18 protein-coding genes are annotated in these 20,518 nt (G+C 62.9%); 6 read left to right on the top strand and 12 right to left on the bottom strand.

Features of this window, described 5'->3' with window-relative positions; all coding sequences use genetic code 11:
* The first annotated feature begins 53 nt into the window (after window positions 1-53).
* Window positions 54-1,088 (top strand): NAD(P)/FAD-dependent oxidoreductase, encoded by a 1,035-nt coding sequence (locus PATSB16_RS02625; RefSeq protein ID WP_047212499.1) that lies wholly within the window; start codon window positions 54-56, stop codon window positions 1,086-1,088.
* 45 nt (window positions 1,089-1,133) lie between these two features.
* Here PATSB16_RS02625 and PATSB16_RS02620 read toward each other — a convergent pair whose 3' ends face one another.
* Entirely contained in the window at window positions 1,134-1,811 is a 678-nt protein-coding gene (locus tag PATSB16_RS02620) for a FadR/GntR family transcriptional regulator (RefSeq protein ID WP_047212498.1), read from the bottom strand.
* A 320-nt stretch (window positions 1,812-2,131) separates the two neighbouring features.
* Between PATSB16_RS02620 and PATSB16_RS02615 the strand changes: the two genes are divergently transcribed.
* From PATSB16_RS02615 to PATSB16_RS02605, 3 genes are read left to right on the top strand one after another with little or no spacing between them, the layout of a single operon-like run.
* Complete coding sequence (locus PATSB16_RS02615; protein WP_047216205.1) at window positions 2,132-2,935, top strand: (Fe-S)-binding protein; 804 nt, start codon at window positions 2,132-2,134, stop codon at window positions 2,933-2,935.
* Window positions 2,932-3,630, top strand: a complete 699-nt coding sequence (locus PATSB16_RS02610) for a LutC/YkgG family protein (protein WP_047212497.1) — start codon at window positions 2,932-2,934, stop codon at window positions 3,628-3,630. Before PATSB16_RS02615 ends, PATSB16_RS02610 begins: the two co-directional genes overlap by 4 nt.
* On the top strand, window positions 3,627-5,072 hold the full coding sequence (locus PATSB16_RS02605) for a LutB/LldF family L-lactate oxidation iron-sulfur protein (protein ID WP_047212496.1): 1,446 nt from the start codon (window positions 3,627-3,629) through the stop codon (window positions 5,070-5,072). Before PATSB16_RS02610 ends, PATSB16_RS02605 begins: the two co-directional genes overlap by 4 nt.
* A gap of 544 nt (window positions 5,073-5,616) precedes the next feature.
* On the opposite strand, the gene PATSB16_RS02600 is transcribed toward PATSB16_RS02605, so the two are convergent.
* The 5 genes from PATSB16_RS02600 to PATSB16_RS02580 form a co-directional block, all read right to left on the bottom strand.
* The gene (locus tag PATSB16_RS02600; protein ID WP_047212495.1) at window positions 5,617-7,233 is read right to left on the bottom strand and encodes a GMC family oxidoreductase; all 1,617 of its coding nucleotides are present in this window, start codon (window positions 7,231-7,233) and stop codon (window positions 5,617-5,619) included.
* 4 nt (window positions 7,234-7,237) lie between these two features.
* On the bottom strand, window positions 7,238-8,686 hold the full coding sequence (locus PATSB16_RS02595) for an aldehyde dehydrogenase (RefSeq protein WP_237170284.1): 1,449 nt from the start codon (window positions 8,684-8,686) through the stop codon (window positions 7,238-7,240).
* A gap of 162 nt (window positions 8,687-8,848) precedes the next feature.
* Entirely contained in the window at window positions 8,849-9,991 is a 1,143-nt protein-coding gene (locus PATSB16_RS02590) for an OmpP1/FadL family transporter (RefSeq protein ID WP_237170283.1), read from the bottom strand.
* 105 nt (window positions 9,992-10,096) lie between these two features.
* Window positions 10,097-11,062, bottom strand: coding sequence for a PDR/VanB family oxidoreductase (locus tag PATSB16_RS02585; RefSeq protein WP_047212492.1), 966 nt, complete (start codon window positions 11,060-11,062; stop codon window positions 10,097-10,099).
* A 63-nt stretch (window positions 11,063-11,125) separates the two neighbouring features.
* The gene (locus PATSB16_RS02580) at window positions 11,126-12,445 is read right to left on the bottom strand and encodes a Rieske 2Fe-2S domain-containing protein (RefSeq protein ID WP_047212491.1); all 1,320 of its coding nucleotides are present in this window, start codon (window positions 12,443-12,445) and stop codon (window positions 11,126-11,128) included.
* 198 nt (window positions 12,446-12,643) lie between these two features.
* Between PATSB16_RS02580 and PATSB16_RS02575 the strand changes: the two genes are divergently transcribed.
* Complete coding sequence (locus PATSB16_RS02575; RefSeq protein WP_047212490.1) at window positions 12,644-13,639, top strand: LysR family transcriptional regulator; 996 nt, start codon at window positions 12,644-12,646, stop codon at window positions 13,637-13,639.
* Window positions 13,640-13,981: 342 nt separating this feature from the next.
* Here PATSB16_RS02575 and PATSB16_RS02570 read toward each other — a convergent pair whose 3' ends face one another.
* The 6 genes from PATSB16_RS02570 to PATSB16_RS02545 form a co-directional block, all read right to left on the bottom strand.
* The gene (locus PATSB16_RS02570) at window positions 13,982-14,824 is read right to left on the bottom strand and encodes a class III extradiol dioxygenase subunit beta (protein ID WP_047212489.1); all 843 of its coding nucleotides are present in this window, start codon (window positions 14,822-14,824) and stop codon (window positions 13,982-13,984) included.
* Complete coding sequence (locus PATSB16_RS02565) at window positions 14,817-15,224, bottom strand: protocatechuate 3,4-dioxygenase (RefSeq protein ID WP_047212488.1); 408 nt, start codon at window positions 15,222-15,224, stop codon at window positions 14,817-14,819. The genes PATSB16_RS02570 and PATSB16_RS02565 overlap by 8 nt, the downstream gene beginning before the upstream one ends.
* Window positions 15,224-16,132 carry an amidohydrolase family protein gene (locus PATSB16_RS02560; RefSeq protein ID WP_047212487.1) on the bottom strand — a complete coding sequence of 303 codons (909 nt, stop codon included), beginning with the start codon at window positions 16,130-16,132 and terminating at the stop codon, window positions 15,224-15,226. Before PATSB16_RS02560 ends, PATSB16_RS02565 begins: the two co-directional genes overlap by 1 nt.
* A 70-nt stretch (window positions 16,133-16,202) precedes the next feature.
* Window positions 16,203-16,907 carry a 4-carboxy-4-hydroxy-2-oxoadipate aldolase/oxaloacetate decarboxylase gene (gene ligK / locus PATSB16_RS02555; protein ID WP_047212486.1) on the bottom strand — a complete coding sequence of 235 codons (705 nt, stop codon included), beginning with the start codon at window positions 16,905-16,907 and terminating at the stop codon, window positions 16,203-16,205.
* Entirely contained in the window at window positions 16,904-17,941 is a 1,038-nt protein-coding gene (locus PATSB16_RS02550; RefSeq protein ID WP_047212485.1) for an amidohydrolase family protein, read from the bottom strand. Before PATSB16_RS02550 ends, ligK begins: the two co-directional genes overlap by 4 nt.
* Window positions 17,938-19,047: a 4-oxalomesaconate tautomerase gene (locus PATSB16_RS02545; protein ID WP_047212484.1), complete on the bottom strand. Its 1,110-nt coding sequence runs from the start codon at window positions 19,045-19,047 to the stop codon at window positions 17,938-17,940. The genes PATSB16_RS02550 and PATSB16_RS02545 overlap by 4 nt, the downstream gene beginning before the upstream one ends.
* A 111-nt stretch (window positions 19,048-19,158) precedes the next feature.
* Here PATSB16_RS02545 and PATSB16_RS02540 point away from each other — a divergent pair, with 111 nt between their 5' ends.
* A complete protein-coding gene (locus tag PATSB16_RS02540; protein WP_072628594.1) occupies window positions 19,159-20,091 on the top strand; it encodes a LysR family transcriptional regulator in 933 nt (310 codons plus the stop codon).
* The last annotated feature ends 427 nt before the right edge of the window (window positions 20,092-20,518 follow it).

Genomic DNA, 20,518 nt, shown 5'->3' with positions numbered 1-20,518 from the left:
AGAGCAGTCACCCGACTCGCGCTTCCCTTTGACCCGGTACACTCTCCGGTTTTATGACTTCGACACCTATTTTCGCCGTGATCGGCGCCGGCATGGCCGGCCTGAGTTGCGCCTCGGAACTGCATGCTGCGGGTCTGGGCGTGCGGATTTTCGACAAAAGCCGCGGCGCCGGCGGGCGCATGAGCACACGGCGCGAGGGCTCCGGCCAATGGGATCATGGCGCGCAATATTTCACGGCCAGCACCCCCGAATTCACGCAGCAGATCGAAAGCTGGCTCGCCGCCGGCGTACTGGCGCAATGGCAGCCGCAATTGGCAATCATCCCGCCGCGCCCCGCCGCATCGTCGTCACACCCGCGACGCTATGTCGGCGTGCCCGCCATGACAGCGCCGGCCCGTCATCTGGCGACACGTTTGCCGCTCGAGTGCCTGCGAACCATCGATGCGATACGGCGCGACGGCCAAGGGTGGCAGATTCACAGCACCGAACGTGGCTGGCACGAGGAGAGATTTGCCGGTGTGGCGCTTGCCATGCCAGCCCCGCAAGCCGCCGCGCTGCTGCGGGCCGCGGCACCCGGGCTTGCCGCCGAGGCCGGCGCATTCGCCATGACGCCCTGCTGGGCCGCCATGCTGCAGTACGAAAGCGCTCCGCCCTTGCCATTCGATGCCGCTTTCGTCAATCACGGCCCGTTGCGCTGGGTCGCGCGCAATGCCAGCAAGGCCGGCCGCGACGCCAATCACTGCTGGGTATTGCACGCCTCTGCCGAATGGAGCGCTGCCCATGAGGAAGACCCGCCCGACACTGTGCTGCGCGCATTACTGCAGGCCTTCACCGAATTGGGCGCGCCCCCGCCGATTGTCGCGCGCGTTCACCGCTGGCGTTATGCGAACCTGCCCGCCATCGAAACCGCTCCCGCTCCGGGCATGTTGTGGCAGGCCGACCTCGGCCTGGGCATTTGTGGCGACTGGTTGCACGGCGGCAAGGTGGAAGGAGCCTGGCTGAGCGGCCGCGCGCTTGGGCGCGCCATCGCGGCTTCGCCCCGGGCAAGGCGTGGCGCCGCTGCCGCAAGCGCCTCAAGTGGGCTTTGAGCACACGGGGGAGCAGGCCCGCTCAAGCTCCGCGCGTGACCGGGTTCAGTCTCGATCGCCCTGCTGCCGCACATGCCCTCGCACGAAGTCGATATGCGCCTGCATCGCGGTCCGGGCCTCTTCCGGGCGCCGCTCGCAGATCTCGTCGCAAATGGTGCGATGCTGTTGCAGCAACAGATCCGGCGCGCCGACATCTTCCTCTCGCACGCCCATGCCGTTGGTTGTGATGTGCTCGCGCAGCAGGCCGATGACGCTGGTATGCAGATGCAGAAACATCGCGTTGTGGGAGGCAAGCGCGATGGCATCGTGAAATCTGGCATCAGCCACCGCCTCGGCCGTCACGTCGCCTGCGGTGCGCGCCGACTCGAGCGCATGCATTTGCGCCAGAATTCGCTCGCGGTCACCGGCATCGGCTCGCAACGCCGCGAAATAAGCGGTCGCCCCCTCTAGCACGCGGCGGAATTCGAGAATATCGCCGCACAGTACCGGATGATCGGCCACCAACTGCCCCCACGGCGAGGCAATGCCGGTGCGCAGGCCGTCCGACACGAACACCCCCGCGCCCCGCCGGCTCTGCAGCAGGCCTCGAGCGGCGAGCCGCTGAATCGCCTCGCGAATCGTGTTGCGCGCGACCCCATACTGCTGAGCCAGTTCGCGCTCCGCCGGCAGGCGCGCGCCGGCCGGCCATGAGCCGTCGAGCAGCGCCGTCTCGATCCGGCGCATCACGGACTCGGTCCGGTTAACACGCCTCACACCAGTCACTGTCGCCCTCCTCTCAAATGCATTTTGCGTCAATTGGTCCAACCAATCTTGCTGTTTAGCCACATCTTGCAGCATACCACCCACCCCGCACAGCGATGGCTCTGCACTTTTATTTGGTGCCGCCTGCCCACGGCACAACCATCCGGCGACGACCGCCCTGGCAGCAGGTCGGGCTTCGTGAATTTGGTCCAACCAAATTGCAATTGCAAACGATCCCGGCAATCATGGGCCGACATGCCGGCTCGCACGCCGGGCGTGCGCAATTTATGGAGGAGTCAGACATGTCGGAGAGAGCCTACCCAAAGGCTGTGCCATCACACGTCTATTTGTTCGCGACTTGCCTGGTCGACCTGTTCGTCCCTGCGGCAGGCCTGGACACTGTGCGATTGCTCGAGCGCGAGCAGTTGACGGTGCACTATCCGCGCGGCCAAAGCTGCTGCGGGCAGCCCGCCTACAGCAGCGGCAATCCGGACGAGGCGCGGCGCGTGGCCGCCGCCCAGCTGGACCTGTTTGCCGAACCCTGGCCGGTGATCGTGCCGTCGGGTTCGTGCGCCGGCATGATGCGGCATCACTGGCCTGCGCTGTTCGCCGACGATCCCGTCAATGGCCCGAAGGCGCGCGAGATAGCCTCACGCGTGTATGAGCTCGCTGAGTTTCTCGTCAACGTGCTGCATATCCGGTTCGATACCCTGCCACACGATGTCGGCTCGCCCGAAGAACGCGTGGTGCTGCACACCTCGTGCGCGGCACGCCGGGAAATGGGTACGCGCGGGCACGGAGTGGCGCTGCTCGATGGGTTGCCTGGCGTAACCCGCATCGAACACGAGCGAGAATCGGAATGCTGCGGCTTCGGCGGCACGTTCTCGTTGAAGCACCCCGATATTTCCGGCGCCATGGTGCGCGACAAGGTCGCGTCGGCCTGCGCCACCGGCTGCGACCGGCTCGTGTCGGCCGATTGCGGATGCCTGCTGAACATCGGGCATGCGGCAGCCAAACAGGGTGCGCCGCTGCCGGTCGAGCATCTCGCGACATTCCTCTGGCGCCGCACGGCCGACGCGACGTCGCCTCTCGGAGCAGCGCAATGAGCGCGCGCGACGCCATCCTCGCGCGGCTGCGCGCTGCCGCGCCGCGCACTGTCCCGACCGACGCGCAGGCACTCAGCCAGGCAATCGACCACCATTACGACGGACGACGGGCGGCACCAGACGCCGACCCACTCGCCGCCGCACAGACCATGCTGGCCGCACTGACCGCGCTGCACGCCGAGGCCTGGTGCGCCGATGCCGCGTCATGGCCGGCGCAATTGGCGCAACGCCTGGCGGCAGCCGGCGTGCGTCGGTTACTGCTCGATCCCGTCCGTCCGGAGGCAGCGGCGCTCATCGAAGCGCTGCCGCCCGCCATTGAGGCGGTTGCGTTCGCGCAGCCGATCGAGGCATGGAAGCGCGAGCTGTTCGACACCATCGACGCCGGCTTCACGGTCGCCCGCTCCGGCATTGCGGCCACCGGCACGCTCGTGATCGCGCCCGACGCCAGCACCCCGCGCACCGTATCGCTGGTGCCGCCGCTGCACGTCGCCGTGGTGCACGCGCACACGCTGCACGCCGATCTGCACGAGGCTGCGCGCGCCGAGCAATGGCCGGCGGGCATGCCGAGCAATCTGGTGCTGGTCTCCGGCCCATCGAAAACGTCCGATATTCAGCAAACCACCGCCTATGGCGCGCACGGTCCGCGCCGCCTTTGGGTCGTGATCGTCACCGACGCGCAAGGAACCACCTCATGAGCGCCCAGCCGATACATTTCGTCGCGCCCGGCGACTTCAAACAGCGCGCGCGCGTCGCGCTCGACGACCCGAAGCTGCGCGCCAGCTTTCGCGGCGCCATGGACTTCCTGCAAGGCAAGCGGGCCAGCCAGTTTCCCGACGGCGAGGAACTCGAACGGCTGCGCGATCTGGGCGAGGCGGTTCGCCAGCACGCGCTGGCGCGGCTGCCCGAACTGCTCGAGCAACTCGAAGCCAAGCTCACCGCCGCAGGCGTGCACGTGCACTGGGCCGCAACCGCCGACGAAGCCAACGAGGTCGTGCTGGGTATCGCGCGGGCGGCGAGCGCGCAACGCATAATCAAAGGCAAGTCGATGGCCAGCGAGGAAATCGAACTCAATCATTACCTCGCCGAACACAATATCGCGTGCATCGAGTCCGACATGGGCGAATATATCGTCCAGTTGGCCGGCGAGAAGCCCTCGCATATCGTGATGCCGGCAATCCACAAGACGCGTGGCGACATCGCTCAACTGTTCGAGCAGCGCATTCCCGACACGCACTACACGGAGGACGTCGACGAGCTGATCCAGACCGGCCGGCGCGCGCTGCGCAGCGCGTTCGTCGAGGCGGACATCGGCCTGTCGGGCGTGAATTTCGCGGCAGCCGATACCGGCACGCTGTGGCTGGTCGAGAACGAAGGCAACGGACGCCTTTCGACCACCGTGCCCGACACTCACATCGCCATCATGGGCATCGAGAAAGTGGTCGCGAAGCTCGAACACATCGTACCGCTATCGAGCCTGCTGACACGCTCGGCCACCGGGCAAGCCATCACCACCTACTTCAATCTGATCAGCGGCCCGCGGCGCGCCGGGGAGCGCGATGGCCCGCGCAACGTGCACCTCGTGCTGCTCGACAACGGCCGCACGCAGGCCTACGCCGACGAACAGTTGCGCGCGACCCTGCAGTGCATTCGCTGCGGCGCATGCATGAACCACTGCCCGGTCTACACGCGCATCGGCGGCCACGCCTACGGCACGACCTATCCGGGGCCGATCGGCAAGATCATCTCGCCGCATCTGCTCGGACTCGACGCGACCGCCGACCTGCCGAGCGCATCGACGCTGTGCGGCGCCTGCGGCGAAGTCTGCCCGGTGCGCATTCCGATCCCGCAACTATTGATCCGGCTGCGTACCGAAGCCAATCGCAGCCCCGATGAGCGCGTCGCGCATCCGCTGCGCGGCCAGGGCGCGAATTACCGGGTCACGCAAGATCTGGCGTGGCGCTTCTGGAGCGGCGCGTTCGCCCATCCGCGCGCCTACCGCGCATTCCGCTGGTTGGCCACGCGCATGCGCGCGCTCACGCCTGCCCGGCAAATGGGTTGGACCGCCAATCGCACACCGCTCAAGCCGGCCGAGCGCAGCCTGGCGGATCTGTTGCGCGAGCGCGGACAGGCTGAGTAACGAGGCCTGGCAGACAGCACGAGGCAAACGCTTGCGCAGGCGGGAGCGGCAGCACAGTTATGCGGTTGCACGCGCGCCGCCGTTCCGCGAAGGCAGGCCCAAGCCGTCGGACCGCAACTCGTCAAAAGTGGAAGGAAAATGAGACTAATGGAAGGTTCGTCAATAGTCTCTTTTGTTCGAAAACTCGATCGCCAGTGTTTTCGCGGCATGGCGCGCCTCTGCTCGCAGCCATTATCCGCCTTGATGAAACGCGGCGACGAGTAGCCTGCAGCGATGCGCTCGAGCGCAGTCACAACGTCTTCCCCGTAGTGTCGCACCGACATCTGTAGCTAAGCACTCGCGCACGTGATTATCCCCATTTGTCAGTGCGTATGAGCGCCGGCTGTCAAACAATGTGCAGCGGCAAAGTCCATGCGGGAGATCTCGTTGATCGCGGTGACAACCTGTTTGGGCTGCAGCGGTCGAGGGACCTTGTTTAGCCGGGGCCGCTCATGCCACAGTGGCCGCCCCTGCTCGCGATAGCGCCGATAAAAGGCCCTTCTGGTTATCGCGCCAGCCCTCCTGGCTTGCGCCCCATCATGATATCGACTGCGCGATCCGCGACTGCCATCACCGTGGCGTTTGTATTCGAGCTGATGATGTCCGGCATCATGGACGCGTCGAACACGCGCAATCCGTCGATACCCTTGACCTCGAGGTGCGGCGTCAAGACTGCCATCGGATCGTCGTCACGCCCCATCCGGCATGTCCCCACCGGGTGATAGTTCGATTCGGTGGTGCGCCTGATGTATTCGGCGAGCGCCTCGCTTGTCTGGAAGGCCGATCCTGGCCCGATCTCTTCACGAACAATCGACGCAAACGGTTCACTGGCGGCCACGTCCCTGAGATACCGGATCGCTTCGACCAGACGTGCCGTGTCGTCGGCATCGGCTAGCCAGTTTGGACTGACGCAGGCGTCGTCCAGCGGGTTCGCCGAGCGCAAGCGCACCGTGCCGCGCGAGCGGGGGCGCACGAGGTTCGCCATCAGGGTCATGCCATAGGTCGGTTTGGGCGCCTGTGGATCGGGCCACATCACGCCGACGCAGTAGAGTTGCAGATCTGGTTCGCCTTCAGGATCGCGCAGATTTACGAATGCCATCGTCTCGGCCCCGTTCGACGTGATCGGCCCGCTACGGAACGCGAGATATTGCAAGCCGTTGCGCAGTGCGCGCAGCCCGCGGTCCTCGCCAAAGTAGCCGTGCTGCCCATGCGTGGCCATCGAGACAACGGCGACGTTGTGATCCTGCAGGTTCTGGCCGACGCCGGGCAAGTCGACGCGCACATCGACGCCGTGCTCGCGCAGATGCGCGGCGGGCCCGATTCCGGACAGCATTAGCAGCTTCGGCGTCGCAAACGCACCGGCACAGACGATCACCTGCGCTGACGCCCGTGCCTGAACCGGCGCGTTGCCACTCACCATATACTCGACGCCGACGGCACGCGTTCCCTCGAGAACCACGCGAAGCACCGTCGCCCTCGTCACCAGCGTCAGGTTCGGGTCTGCCATGATTGGGGCGAGAAAGGCGTCCGCGGCGCTGCACCGCTGCCCGCGCCAGGTGGTAGTTTGCATGTAGCCGACACCGCTCAGCGCCCCCGCATTGAAGTCAGTGGCGAATGACAGGCCGCGCCGTTGCATCGCTCGGACGAAGCGATCGGCAACGTCGACCGTGTAGAGAGAGTCGGAGACCTTCAGCGGACCTTCGGCACCATGGGCTTCGTTGTCGAACCGCTGGTTGCCCTCTTGCCGGCGGAAGTATGGCAGCAGTTCGTCCCATGACCAGCCGGTGTCGCCGGTGGCGGCCACCCAGCGCGCATAGTCGGCGCACGAGCCACGGGTGTACGCCATCGCATTCACCGAACTGCCTCCACCGACGACGTTCCCCTGCGGGATCGACACGGTGCGATCGCCCAACGACGGTTGGCGCTCGGACGTGTAGCGCTTCACGTATGGACTGCCACCGAACAGCATTTTGAACGTACCGGCCGGCATCCGGATCAACGAGCCCTGCGCCGGCGGCCCTGCCTCGAGTAACAGCACCTTCGCCTTGCAGTCGTGCACGAGCCGGTTCGCAGTCACGCATCCCGCGCTACCCGCACCGATCACAATATAGTCGTATTCCATCACGTCACCCCGCCTGCAAGCCGGCATCGACGGCTAGATAGATCGCCTGCTCCTCGAGGAATGCGCAAAGCCCTTCGGGGCCGCCCTCTCTTCCGACACCTGACTGTTTGAAGCCGCCGAACGGCACGTTCGGCGCCATCTCAAGGCCGTTGACCGAGACGTTCCCGGATTTGATCCGGCGTGCCACGGCGTAACCGACCTCGGCATCGGCCGTGAACACAGTGCCACTCAGACCGAAGTCGGTATCGTTGGCGATCGCTATTGCTTGTTCGACGTCGTCGTACGCGATGATCGACACCACCGGTCCGAAAATCTCCTCACGGGCGATCGTCATGTCTGGCGTGACGCCGGCGAAGACCGTGGGTTGTACGAAGAAGCCTTCGCCCCGTTGGTCGTGGCGACCGCCGCCCGCGGTCACGCGCGCGCCCTCGCGGCGTCCCGTTTCGATGTATTCGAGGACGCGTTCGAGCTGCCGCCGGCTCGCCACCGGCCCGATCTGTGTGGTTACGTCCCACGGGTCGCCCACCGTCAATCCGTTAGCTATAGCGCTGTAAGCGTCGACGAAGGCCCGCTCGCGTTGCCGTGGTACCAGGATTCGCGTCTGCGCGAAGCAGATCTGTCCCGAGAACGGCATGGTGAATGGCGCCAGCGCAGCGAGCGTCGGTTCCAGCACGGCATCGTCGAGCACGACCGCTGCCGACTTTCCGCCAAGTTCGAGCGTCACACGCGTGAGACGGTCCGCACAGGTCTTCGCGATAAGCTTGCCCGTTGCCGTGCTGCCGGTGAAGCTCACTTTGTCGACTTCGCGCTTCCCAACCAAGTGCGCGCCGCCTTGCGCATCGGCCGTGATCACGTTTAGTACGCCCGGAGGCAGACCGGCCTCATGTGCGCATTCGGCAACGACGAGCGCATCGAATGGTGTCTCGGGAGGCGCTTTCACGACGACCGTGCAGCCCGCGGCGAGCGCGGCACCGAGTTTGTATGAAAGAATCGGAAGCTGCGCGTTCCACGGCGCGATTAGCGCGGCGACGCCGACCGGATGACGGACGATCCGCGCATGACCCGCTCGCGTCTTCCGACGCTCCTCAAACGCGAACGTGGACGCGAGTTCGGCGTAGTAGTCGAGCATTGCCACCGCAGTCGGCGCGAACTGATTCGAAAACCAGACGGGCGCGCCGACTTCGGCAGTCCATAGCCGCGATAGTAGGCCCATACGGGATGCCAGAGCGGCCGACATTCGCTTCATGCAGGCGGCGCGCTCGGCGCCGGACATGTTTGGCCATGGGCCGGTATCGAACGCGCGCCTTGCCGCGTCGACCGCACGGTCGATGTCCGAGGCGCTTGCGAGCGCCGCCGTGGCAAACAACTGTCCACTCGACGGCGCGACAACATCGACCGAGCCGGCAGCATCCGGCGCCATCCAGCGGCCGTCGATATAAAAACGGGAGCGCACGTCGGCGCTCAGTTCAGATACCGTATCGAATGGAAACGACGAAACGGAAGCAAGGGTAGACATGGGTTCTCCTCAAAGTACCTGCCCGAACCGCGAACCGCGAACCGCGAACCGCGAATTGCGAATTGCGAATTGCGGCCAGGATGGATGACATTGCCTGCACTAGAAACGATGGCCGTAGCTCACGCCGATGATTTCCGCTCTCGTCCGCATGTCGAATCCGGCGCTTGCGCCGGTGCCCTTCACGTTCGTCGCAAAGTCATATTCAACGACACCGCTGATGTCATCGGCCTTATTGAGACGCCAGGTGGCGCCGGCCGACACAGACGTCGAGCACGGCATCGCGGCGAGCAGATTCTGGGCGACGACCGACGGCCCGATCGGATGATTGCCGCGAGAAAATCCGGCGCGCAACGTCCATCGCGAATTGACGTTCCACGCGGCACCCACTCGGAAAATGTCCTGATTCTGCCAGCCGAAACCCTGTGCCGAACCGACAACGGTGTTGGAAAACTCGAGGTGCAACCAGTCTGCCGCCAGCGTCAGACTGGGCACGATTCGATACGCGATGCCGACGCCGTACTGTGCGCCGATGTCAATCCGGCCGCCGCCCGCCGCCAGGAGGTCGTCGTCGTAGCCCGAGAGCCGGCTCATGCGGATACGACTCGCGTAGCTCGCACCGAATGTGAACGCCGAGGTCGGCTGCCAGATGTAGCCGAGCCGCACGCCGTAACCGAACGCGTTAGATATTCCGTGTGACGGTAGCGGCTGCAAGCCTCCGCTGTCGGTCGGCACAATCGCGCCATTCGCGGAAAACCGCTCATATGCGAGCGCTAGACTCGCACCGATAATGTTGTGCGGGGTCAGGCGCCACGTTATGGTCGGCGCGGCGATCACCGTTTGCAGACTCGACTGGGCGACGCCCGCGCCGGCGATCGGAAGCGCAGGACGACCGTAGCTCGTTCCCACTCCTACGCCGAACAGCGATACACCAAGCGTCAGCCGCGGCGAAATCTGCCAGTTCGCGCCGCCGTTGGGGACCGGATAAACCTTGCCGGTATGTAAATGGTTGGAAGGACTGCCGTAGTCAAAGTCAGTCAGCGGTTCCAGCAACTGGATGCCGAAGTCGGTTCGCGAGCCGATCAACCCCATGCCAGCGGGATTGTCTGCGGCCGCTGTGCTGTCCTGCGGGAACGCGATCGACGTTCCGCCCATTCCGGCGGCCATGACCCCGGTACCGGTCAGCGCGATGCCGTCGACGGCCAGCGCTTCCTGCGCATGCAGAGTCGCCAGCGCGCTTACCATCAAAATGCACGCACAACGAATCGTGCCGAGTCGCTTCGACATATTTTGTCTCCTGATTTAATTTTTTGAATAAGGGCGCCGCCTGTGGGCGTCTCTAGAGTGCTTCTATAGATCTACTACCAACGACTTCGAACGAGATCGCGAGACACAGACCGCCATGCAATCACCCCGTGCCTTCTCCTGCGCAGTCAGAAAGCAATCCTGATGATCGGGCTGCCCTTCCAGCACTTGCACCACGCAGGTTCCGCACACGCCCTGCTCGCAAGAGGTATCAATCTCAATGCCCTCCTCGCGCAACACGTCAACAATCGTTTTCTCTGCTGGAATGGCCAATGTGCGGCCACTGCGCGCGAGGGTCAGCTCAAACGATGTCGTCGACTCAGCGGCCGGCGGTGTGGCCGTCCCCGCAAAGTATTCGAGGTGCACAGCCTCTTCAGGCCAGCCGAGGCTTTTGGCTACGGCGCGCACTGTGTCCATGAACGGCTGCGGTCCGCAAAGATACAGATGGCACCCTGGCACCCAATCGCGAAGCGCCTGTCCCAACGTCGCCTCGACAGCGCCTCTGTCCAGACCGAACAGCATCCGGCAGCGCTCGCCGAGGACGCCGGCCGTCAATTCATCGCGAAACGCCGCATGCGCTTCCGAGCGGCAGAAGTACAGCAGGTCAAATCGCTGCTCGCGCTGGTAGAGCAGCCGCGCCATGCTGATGATCGGCGTGATCCCGATCCCACCAGCCATCAGCACGCTGCGAGTCGCTCCGTATTCCACCCGGAAATGATTGCGCGGCGCTGAGATGGTGAGTTCGCAGCCTTCGCTCAACGACGAATGAACGAACTTTGAGCCGCCACGCGACTCGGGCTCGAGCTTCACGGCAACTTCATAAGCCGACGTGTCGGCGAGCGATCCGCACAGGGAGTACTGGCGGATCATGTCCTCACCCAGATGCAGGTCGATGTGTGAACCGGGCTCCCACGTGGGCAGGGCAGCAGCGTCGCAGGGTACTAGGCGCAAGCGGCGAATGCCTTCGGCGATAGCTTCGGCGGCAACAACTCGTACAGAAATGGCACTCATGAACAGATCAACTCAGACAGAAAGTGACAGCCAGCGTCTTGACGTCGGACGCGTGGCATCGTTTCAGGTTGCAGACCGTTGCGGTCTGAACAGGTCGTCGCTGGCCGCGTAAGCCGCACACCAGACCTCCTTGGATTCGCTGCAGCGGATCTCGCCAGTCGCGACAACCATATCCCGGAAGTTGTTGTCCTTTTCGCTGCGCACCACGCCGCGAGGATCGCTGCCCTGTGCGACCGCTTGTGCCGCTTCATCCAACATCCGACGTGCGCGCACAATCGCGATATCCGACGACGACAAATGCTCGTTCGTCTGTTCGTGAATCGTTCCTTGCGACTGGGTGATGGCGATGTCGTGCACGGAGAAGCACTCGCCGAGACCGAGATACGCCTTGCCCTTCATCGATTCGCGATCCTGGGAATAGAGGTTCTCCCACGTGCGCCACATGCGGTCGCCTTCCTGCTTCTCCGACTGGTATTGTTTTTCCAGCGCGGCCTTGTCGAGCTCGCCGCTGCGATGAAAGATAAATTCCCAGCGCCAGTGGTGACGATCGTCGATGGGCACATCCCACAGCATTGTCAGTCCACCCTCGCCAAGATAGCCCTCGAACCCGCCGACCGCGCACGCATTCGGCATTACGAAGTTCGTAACGCGCAGCGACGAACGCTCGTCATCGATCTTGCGTTGCGTGTAGAGTCGCACGCCGAAACGCGTGTCCTCGATCGCCAGTTCCGGACGCGCCTGATTCGAGAACACTCCCCAGCGCGCTTTCATATCGTCCGAAGATAGTTCCAACTGGTGAAGATAGGACGTATGCACTGGATCGATGTTGCCCTCGCTCGCTTGCAGCCAGTTGCAGTCGCCGAACCAGCGCGTCGTATAGCAGTGCTCGGACCCGCCGACCAGTGCCGGGTAGTTTGGAAAAAGCGGCGGCTCGCCCGGTCCCATGTAGGCCCAGAAGGCGCCCGCTGCTTCATGCAGCGGATACGACTTCATGCGAATTCTGTCCTTTGCCGTCGCCGACGCTTCGGCAGGCTGGCTCAGGCAGCGGCCTTCGACGTCGAACAGCCAGCCGTGATAAGGACACCGGATGCCACCGTCCTCGATGCGGCCCAGCGCGAGATCGGTACAGCGGTGCGCGCACTTGCGGTCGATCAGACCGACTCGGCCGTCGTCGTCGCGAAACAGGATCAGGTCTTCGCCGAGAATCCGCACCGGCTGCGGGGCAGCCCCTTGCGGCAGCGAATCGATTAGCGCAACCGGCTGCCAGTAACGACGCATCAATTCGCCTGCCGGCGTGCCGGCATCGGTCTGGGTAAGATATTGGTAGCGATCGGCGCCGCGCGGGGTCGCCTTGAACGTCACGGGGTGCGCGGGAGCGTTCATGTAGTCTCCTGTAATTGATTTAGGGCCTCAGAGGCCCGCAAAAAGCGTATAAACGCAGACGTGGCAGCCACGGCACGCATGAAGACAGGCTTCGAAGGATCGTTTGCCGCCCTTTGAGAATTACTTTATGCTAATATCCGATAACAATAAATCGTTAATTATGCATATCTGATATGTTAATTAAGCAACTAATACTTCATGGAAATTAAACAGCTGCAGCACTTCACCCGTATCGCCGAGGTGGGCAACCTCACCCGAGCGGCCAGCATCCTAGGCGTAACCCAGGCGGCACTGAGCAGACAGGTCGCGCAACTCGAGGCAGAACTTGGCACAGAACTCTTCAGGCGAAACGGTCGCGGGCTCGTGCTGACCGAAGCGGGCCGGCGCCTGCTCGACGAGGTCCCGAGGGTGCTCCGGCAAGTCGCCATAGCCGAGCGGGCCGCGAAAGGGGAGGACGGTCCGGTTCAAGGAGGCTTCGTCCTCGGGCTTGCGCCCTCGCTGGCGCGCACGGTCGTGGTGCCGTTGATCCAGGCATTTCGCGCAAGACTGCCCGAAGTGGTTCTGCGCACAGTCGACGGCACGTCGGCCAATCTCGCGGAACTCGTCGGCAGTGGCAAACTCGACGCCGCCGTCGTCTACCACCCAGCCACGAGCGGCGCCGTAGATATCCAGCCGCTCACGAACGAGCGCTTCTATCTCGTCTCGGGTCCCCTGGCCATACGCGAAGGACAGGTACCGCCGCGCGAGATCCCGCTCGATGCGCTGCCCGCGCTGCCGCTCGTCATCGCCGGAAAAACAAACGTCGTCCACGGGGTACTCGCCGCCGCGCTGGCGGAGCGCCGACTGAGCGCGCAGGTCGTGCATGAGATCGAAAATTTAACCGCGATCCTCGACATGATCCGCCACGGCTACGGCTACTCTGTCGTTCCACTCAGCGGCGTGCAGCCATGCATCGGCGATTCGGAACTGCGTCTGCACCGCATCGCGGACTCCGGTATCGAGTGCGATCTGGCAATCGTTACGCCTGCGCGCACAGGCCATGACGCGTTGATCGCGCAAAGCACGGCCGTCGTGCGAGAAGTCGTGCTCGAAGAGTTGAAGCGCTACGAAAGGGAAGTCGAAACGGCCATCGGGCAGCGGTCGGAAGACCCCGGTTCAGGCACGCGTAAGCGGACCAAGGCACGCGGCACATAGGTCACTGCAGGCTCCATGAGGCTGCCCACCGCATCTTGAGGGGGCGAGGCTCCCGCGCCTGTCATTGAGCAGCATCCACATCAGGCGCCGCGAGCCCACGTTCGCGTTCGTCCGCCAGCCGAGAACATGGCGGCAGTCTCTCCATGGCCGCTTCCAGTGTTCTGTCGAGTCACTTCCCGGCACACCACCTGGATGACATGATGCGTCGCAAGGGAATACAACTGCGCGCGCCCCATCGCGGGTGGCGAGCGTGCGGGCCCCGTCAGTCACCAAAAAGTGCTTCGAGATGATTCCGCTCGCCGATCCTACCCGCATCGACCTGTGCCACGCTCAGGATCTTCGTCATGCGTTTTCCAGCGCAAGCAACCCGTAGGCCGTGTTCGAGGCCGGTACATGATAAAAGCGATGAACGCGCCGCACGGCCTCGTCGAGCGCGCCGCGCATGATCAGCCACATGATGATCTCCAGCCCTTCCGAGCCGGCTTCGCGTAGCAACTCAGCATGACCGATTACGGCAAGCGAGCCAGGATCAGTTTCCATCCGATCCAGCCACATCCGGTCGTAATCTGGATTGATCAGCCCCGCCCGCTCGCCCTGCAGTTGATGCGACATGCCTCCGGTGCCGAATACCGCGACCTTTGCGTCCGGCGCGTAGGAATCGATCGCCCGCCGCAACGCCTGACCGAGTTGATGGCATCGCTGCGCCGTTGGTTGAGGATATTGGATGACGTTCACGCAGAGCGGAATCACTTGGCAAGGCCAGCGTGTCGGCTGTCCGAACAGCAGCGAGAGCGGTACAGTCAAGCCGTGGTCGACCGTCATCTCGCTGACCATCGCCAGATCAAAGCCATCCTTCAGGATGAGGGATTCCGCGAGATGCCAGGCAAACTCAGGATTCCCCTCGCAGACCGGGACGGCCCGCGGGCCGTAACCTTCGTCGTGCGGTGCAAACGTTTCGGCCATGCCGAGCGCGAACGTCGGTGTGACGTCAAGTGCGAACCTCGATGCATGATCGTTGTAAATCACGATAGCAATGTCGGGGGCGATCGCAGCGAGCCACTCCCGTGCTGGCGCAACACCCTCGAAGAGCGGACGCCAATATGGGTCGGCTGTCTTGCCGTGATCGATCGCAGCTCCGATCGCCGGAACGTGCGACGTTCCTATCCCTGCAACGATTCTAGCCATGACGTTGCTCCACTATGCTGCGATTGCCGACGATCGGACGTCCACCTGCGGCCATCATCGCGCGGAATCCCTCGACGTCGAGCGCTTCGGCCGACATGGCGGCACCTACGTGTTGCATGCTCAATCCATCGAAGATAGCGAGCTTGAAGGTGTAGTAGATATTGCCACCAAGTCGCAACATACCCAGCCAGTCGCGAGCGGCAATAGCCTCGTACTGCGCCGGGGTCAAGCCGAAACGCCGCGGATAACCATCTGGGTCGCTGCGAAAAGCATCCCGGTTAGAGGCGACATCGAGCGACTTACAGAACATGTTAAGCGCGTAGCCTTCGCGGCAACGTGCCCCGTCAAAGACATACGTGCCCGGAATATCGTCGTAGTCGCGAGTGCGATTTGCCGACATCAATCCTCCCAATAAAGACGCATCGGATTGTCGACGAGAAGACGCTGCTGCAGATCGACAGTGGGGGCAATATGCGGAATGAAATCGACGAGCCCACCATCGTCAGGCATGTGATCCTTGAGATTCGGGTGCGGCCAGTCCGTCCCCCACAGTACGCGATCCGGAAATGTCTCGACGATGCGCCATGCATACGGTACGACGTCGCGATAAGGACTTGCCTCACCGAACTGCGCCCTAGGACCCGTTAAACTCAGGCGCTCCGGACAACTGACTTTCGACCATACGTTGTCATGCTCGCGCATGAATTTTATGAACAGGTCGAACTCCGCACCGTCGACCGGCTTCGATACGTCCGGCCTACCCATGTGATCGACGACGACGATGGTTGGAAGATTGCTGAAAAATGGCCACAGCTCCGGCAGATCGGCGGCCTCGAAGTACACGACGACATGCCAGCCCAGCTCGGCCACACGGCGGGCGATCTCGTCCAGTTCGTCCTTCGGCGTGAAATCGACTAACCGGCGCACGAAGTTGAAACGTACGCCGCGAATTCCCGCATCGTGCAGCTCGCCCAACGCCTGGTCCGTGATGTCGCGCCGCACAGACGCGACGCCGCGTGCACGGCCCTCCGAACGCAAACATGCGTCGACAAGTGCGCGGTTGTCTGCACCGTGACAGGTGGCCTGGACAATGACGTTGCGCTCGACGCCAAGATGATCGCGCAACGCGAAAAGTTGCGCCGAGCTGGCATCGCAAGGCGTGTACTTGCGCTCAGGCGCATAAGGAAAGACTCCGCCCGGCCCGAACACATGGCAATGCGAATCGACGGCGCCCCGTGGCAGCTGGAAAACTGGGCGCGAAGGGTTCGCGCACCAGTCTAGCCAGCCTGGACTCTTCTGGAATTCCATTTCTTTGTGCTCCAACAATGCGATTCACTACGCCGGACCGCTTGCCCGCCGCCGGCTCGACCAACATATCTCAGTCGACGTATTTCAGGCCCGCGCGCTCAAGCGCGTCTCGCATGCCGTACATGTCGAGACCAAGCTGGCCGGCAGCGAGCTTGCGACGCTTTTCCTCCTCGTTCGCCGTTCGCACAGCCGACGCTTCTGCCACGCACATTGCGTGTGCGGCCGGAACCACCGCCACGCCGTCGGCATCGGCAATGATCACGTCCCCCGGATGCACGAGTGCGCCCGCGCAAATCACCGGCACATTGACCGATCCGGCGGTTGCTTTGATCGTTCCTTTCGCGCTGATCGCCCGGGAAAACACAGGAAAGTCCATTGCCTGCAATTCCGCCACGTCCCGGCAGCCGCCGTCGATTACGAGTCCCGCCGCGCCGCGAGCCCGGAAGCTCGTCGCTAGCAGTTCGCCGAAAAAGCCATCGGTGCAATCCGCCGTAACTGCGGCTACCACGACATCGCCCGGACGAATTTGTTCCGCTGCGACATGCAGCATCCAGTTGTCGCCGGGGTGCAGGAGTACCGTCACCGCCGGCCCGCACAACCGTGCGCCTGCATAAACCGGCCGCATGTAGGGCTTCATCAGGCCAGTGCGACCCATCGCCTCGTGTACCGTCGCTACGCCCTGCGGGCCTAGCCGCTCCACCGCTCCCGCATTGGCGCGCACGATACCGCGCTTTACCACGCCAATTTGCCCTGTCGTCACGTCGCTCCCGTTCATGCCAGTATCTCCGTTCTCGCCCTTAGTGCGGCATCAAGGCGCGGATAGACGCGTCTCGCGTTGGTTTCGTAGATCTTTTGTCGATCTTCTTTCTTGAGGCTCGCGGCCGCATCGATGTAGCGGCGCGTATCGTCGAAATGAAAGCCGGTCTGCGGATCGATGCCGCGCACTGCGCCAATCATCTCGCTGGCGAACAGAATGTTGTCGACCGGGATAACCTTGGTCAGCAAATCGACGCCCGCCTGGTGATAGACGCAAGTATCGAAGAACACGTTCTTCAGCAGATGCGTTTCGAGTGGCGGACGATCGAGCGCCTGCGCAAGACCGCGGAAGCGGCCCCAGTGATATGGCACCGCACCACCGCCGTGCGGAATCACAAAGCGCAGCGTCGGAAAATCGCGGAACAGATCTGACGTAAGGCACTGCATGAACGCAGTGGTGTCGGCGTTCAGATAATGAGCTCCCGTCGTATGGAAGCATGCGTTGCAGCTCGTCGAGACGTGCACCATTGCCGGGATGTCGTACTCGACCATCTTCTCGTAGAGCGGATACCAGTGCCGATCCGACAGCGGCGGCGACTTCCAGTGGCCTCCCGACGGATCGGGGTTCAGATTGACGGCGACGAAACCATATTCGTTGACGCAGCGCTCGAGTTCAGGGACGCAGGTCTTCGGGTCGGCGCCGAGTGACTGCGGCAGCATGGCCGCGCCGATGAAGTGCTCAGGAAACAGCTCGGCGACCCGGCAGCACAGCTCGTTGCAGATGGCTGCCCACGTCCGGCTCGTCTCCAGATCGCCGATGTGATGGGCCATGAAACTCGCGCGCGGCGAAAAGATGGTCAGGTCGATGCCGCGTTCGAGCATCTGCTTCAATTGGTTTCCGGAGATCGATGCCCGCAGTTCGTCGTCGCTAATCCGCAGATCGCTCGCCCGCGGCGCGCGGCCCGGATCGGTAAGACCGGCGATTTGCTGCTTTCTCCATGCATCCAGCGCGGCCGGGGCCGTCGTGTAGTGTCCATGGCAATCGATAATCATCGCTTTCTCCAGTTATCGAAGTCCCGCGTCCTCACCATCACTTCACCGCGCATGATCAATCGCGCGGTTCTGAGCAGCGCTGCACGACGCACAATCTGCGGATCGCCTGGATCTATTTCCAACTCGACATTGAACTCACCGGAAGGATGCTCAATCGATATCGACTTGACTTTGCCTTCACTCTCCTGGGCGACCTCGTGTGCGACACTGCCTGCGAGCACGCAAGCGGTCGCCACGGTGACCGCGGCAAGTACACCGATCGCGTTGTGACACATGTGCGGAATGAAACAGCGCGTCGAGATGGCGCCGCCAGCCCGCGGCCGCGAGACTAGACACATCTTCGGGTAATTTTTCGCAGTGACGTCACCCAGCCCCATCAGTTCACCGCACCGCAGCCGGAGCGCTTCGAGTACCGCTTTGAGTTCGGCATCCCGGTTTAGCTCATCGACCGCTTCGTCGCCCGAACGCCCCAAGGCCTGTGCATGGACAAGCACCATCGGCATGCCGTTGTCGATACAGGTCACCTCCAATACCTGCCCCTCGCCCATCTCGACGCGATCTCGCACCCGGCTAGTCGGCAACAGCGAGGAGCAGACCGACCCCGCCGTGTCGAGAAAATTGATGCGCACGGGCGATGCCGTACCCGGCACTCCATCGATCCGCGCGGTGCCCTCATACTCCGGGTATCCATGCGGCGTATCGACGGTCACGTCACAGGCCATTCCAGTGTTCAGCGTCAGCACGCGAGCCGTGGTCGAGGAGCCCTGCGCCGCGATTAAACCAGTCTCCAGCGCAAACGGCACCACGGCGGCCAGCATGTTGCCGCAGTTCGGCGTCGTATCGACCTTGTCCGAGGTCGGCTGCAATTGCGCGAACAGGAATTCGAGGTCGATGCCTGGCTTCGCACTGCGGCTCACGATACCGGCCTTGCTGGTCAGAGGATGGGCGCCGCCCAGACCGTCGATTTGCCGCGGATCGGGCGAACCGACGACTTCGAGCAATATCCGGTCGCGCACCGCCGTGTCGGCGGGTAAATCATCCGCCTTGAAGAATGGACCGCGCGAGGTCCCACCCCTCATAAACAGGCAGGGAATCGGGTGTTGCATGTATGTCCCCCTAATTCGGCTTGGTATTTCCCATTGTTTTCCAAATTCAGATAGTACACAATGTCAATTCAGACATATTAGATATGCATTAATTGCATTTCAGAGGTGTGTATGGATTTGCGCCAAATCGAATACTTCGTGCATGTCGCCGAACTAGGCAGTTTCACGCGGGCGGCAAGCTTCCTGTCGATCGCTCAGCCAGTGCTGAGCCGCCAAGTGCGCGCGCTTGAACTGGAATTCCGTCAGGCTTTACTTGAACGCAACGGACGGGGCGTGACGCTGACCGAGCCAGGCAAACGGCTGCTCGATCACGGCCGGAGTCTTCTTGCCCAGGCCGAGCGCATTCAGTCCGACATGGAAGATGGACGCGACGAGCCTAGCGGACGACTTGTCGTCGCGTTGCCGCCAAGCGTGAGCTCGGCGCTGACCACGCCGCTCGTACGCCAATTTCACCGACAGTTTCCGAAAGCCAGACTCTGCATCCTGGAGGGGCTGTCCGCCTATGGCCAAGAATGGCTTGCGACGGGCCGCGCAGACTGCGCCGTGCTCTATACTGCCGCGACATCGCCAGCCATTGACCTGCTGCCCATTCTGAGCGAAGCGCTCTATCTGATATCCCGGCGCTCGATGCGTGACGGCATGGTAGGCACACCGGAACCTGTGGAATTGACGACGCTGGCGGAATGTCAGTTGGTCATGCCGAGCCGCCCACATGCAATCCGCGTGCTGGTGGAAAACGTCATGGCTCAGGTTTCGCTCAAGCCCAACGTCGCGCTGGAAATCGAGAGCATTCCCGCGATCCTAAATCTGGTCCGCGACGAGGGTCTGTACGCCGTGCTCTCCCTGAAGGCGCTCGCGTCGATGGGACAGTACGACATATTCGACGCGCGGCCAATCGGAACGCCTCCGCTACAGACAACTTTGTGGACGGCCACCTCGGCTCAGCGGCCGAGAAGTCCGCTGCTCGATCAGGCCATACCGATGCTTCGGCAGACGTTGATCGATACGTGGCGGGATCCGGTAACTGCGGGCGCGGTGCTGTAAAGCCCACCGACCGGACCAGATGACACCCCAATAAGCATCGCGCTGAGGTGACGTGCCGGCAAGGCACATCGTCTCGACGTCCATCTTTCCACTCTCCGGGCCGTAGCTGCGAAGCCACGCTGAAAGGATTCCCATTCGATACGAAATTCAAACGATCGACGACCTCGATGTTTCTTTTAGAAGATGAATTGCGGCAACTAACCGGTCGCCGCCGGGGACATGTCAAGCGCAAGCAACGCCAGCCGTGGGCATTGAGCACGGGATGTGTTCTGACGAACATATCATCGTATTACGCCAACATGTCGAGCAAGCATCGGGGGTGGAAGCTAGCCACGGAAAATTCGATGAAGTGATGCCGGATTTGGCGGAGGATCGCATAGTGCCGAAGACCAGAAATAGCGAAAATCGCGAGTTCCCCAAATCCTGG

Origin of the sequence: Pandoraea thiooxydans, assembly GCF_001931675.1 — a bacterium.
In the GTDB taxonomy this organism is placed as follows: Bacteria; Pseudomonadota; Gammaproteobacteria; order Burkholderiales; family Burkholderiaceae; genus Pandoraea; species Pandoraea thiooxydans.
The sequence above is the reverse complement of the archived record's forward strand: the minus strand, read 5'-3'. Positions and strand labels throughout refer to the sequence as shown.

Excerpts from the sequence above, each read along its gene's own strand:
- PATSB16_RS02550 (WP_047212485.1), bottom strand. The coding sequence starts at position 17,941 with ATGATTATCGATTGCCATGGACACTACACGACGGCCCCGGCCGCGCTG.
- PATSB16_RS02615 (WP_047216205.1), top strand. The coding sequence starts at position 2,132 with ATGTCGGAGAGAGCCTACCCAAAGGCTGTGCCATCACACGTCTATTTG.
- PATSB16_RS02575 (WP_047212490.1), top strand. The coding sequence starts at position 12,644 with ATGGAAATTAAACAGCTGCAGCACTTCACCCGTATCGCCGAGGTGGGC.
- PATSB16_RS02585 (WP_047212492.1), bottom strand. The coding sequence starts at position 11,062 with ATGAGTGCCATTTCTGTACGAGTTGTTGCCGCCGAAGCTATCGCCGAA.
- PATSB16_RS02540 (WP_072628594.1), top strand. The coding sequence starts at position 19,159 with ATGGATTTGCGCCAAATCGAATACTTCGTGCATGTCGCCGAACTAGGC.
- PATSB16_RS02570 (WP_047212489.1), bottom strand. The coding sequence starts at position 14,824 with ATGGCTAGAATCGTTGCAGGGATAGGAACGTCGCACGTTCCGGCGATC.
- PATSB16_RS02560 (WP_047212487.1), bottom strand. The coding sequence starts at position 16,132 with ATGGAATTCCAGAAGAGTCCAGGCTGGCTAGACTGGTGCGCGAACCCT.
- PATSB16_RS02590 (WP_237170283.1), bottom strand. The coding sequence starts at position 9,991 with ATGGTAAGCGCGCTGGCGACTCTGCATGCGCAGGAAGCGCTGGCCGTC.
- PATSB16_RS02625 (WP_047212499.1), top strand. The coding sequence starts at position 54 with ATGACTTCGACACCTATTTTCGCCGTGATCGGCGCCGGCATGGCCGGC.
- PATSB16_RS02605 (WP_047212496.1), top strand. The coding sequence starts at position 3,627 with ATGAGCGCCCAGCCGATACATTTCGTCGCGCCCGGCGACTTCAAACAG.
- PATSB16_RS02620 (WP_047212498.1), bottom strand. The coding sequence starts at position 1,811 with ATGCGCCGGATCGAGACGGCGCTGCTCGACGGCTCATGGCCGGCCGGC.
- PATSB16_RS02600 (WP_047212495.1), bottom strand. The coding sequence starts at position 7,233 with ATGGAATACGACTATATTGTGATCGGTGCGGGTAGCGCGGGATGCGTG.
- PATSB16_RS02545 (WP_047212484.1), bottom strand. The coding sequence starts at position 19,047 with ATGCAACACCCGATTCCCTGCCTGTTTATGAGGGGTGGGACCTCGCGC.
- PATSB16_RS02610 (WP_047212497.1), top strand. The coding sequence starts at position 2,932 with ATGAGCGCGCGCGACGCCATCCTCGCGCGGCTGCGCGCTGCCGCGCCG.
- ligK (WP_047212486.1), bottom strand. The coding sequence starts at position 16,907 with ATGAACGGGAGCGACGTGACGACAGGGCAAATTGGCGTGGTAAAGCGC.
- PATSB16_RS02580 (WP_047212491.1), bottom strand. The coding sequence starts at position 12,445 with ATGAACGCTCCCGCGCACCCCGTGACGTTCAAGGCGACCCCGCGCGGC.
- PATSB16_RS02565 (WP_047212488.1), bottom strand. The coding sequence starts at position 15,224 with ATGTCGGCAAATCGCACTCGCGACTACGACGATATTCCGGGCACGTAT.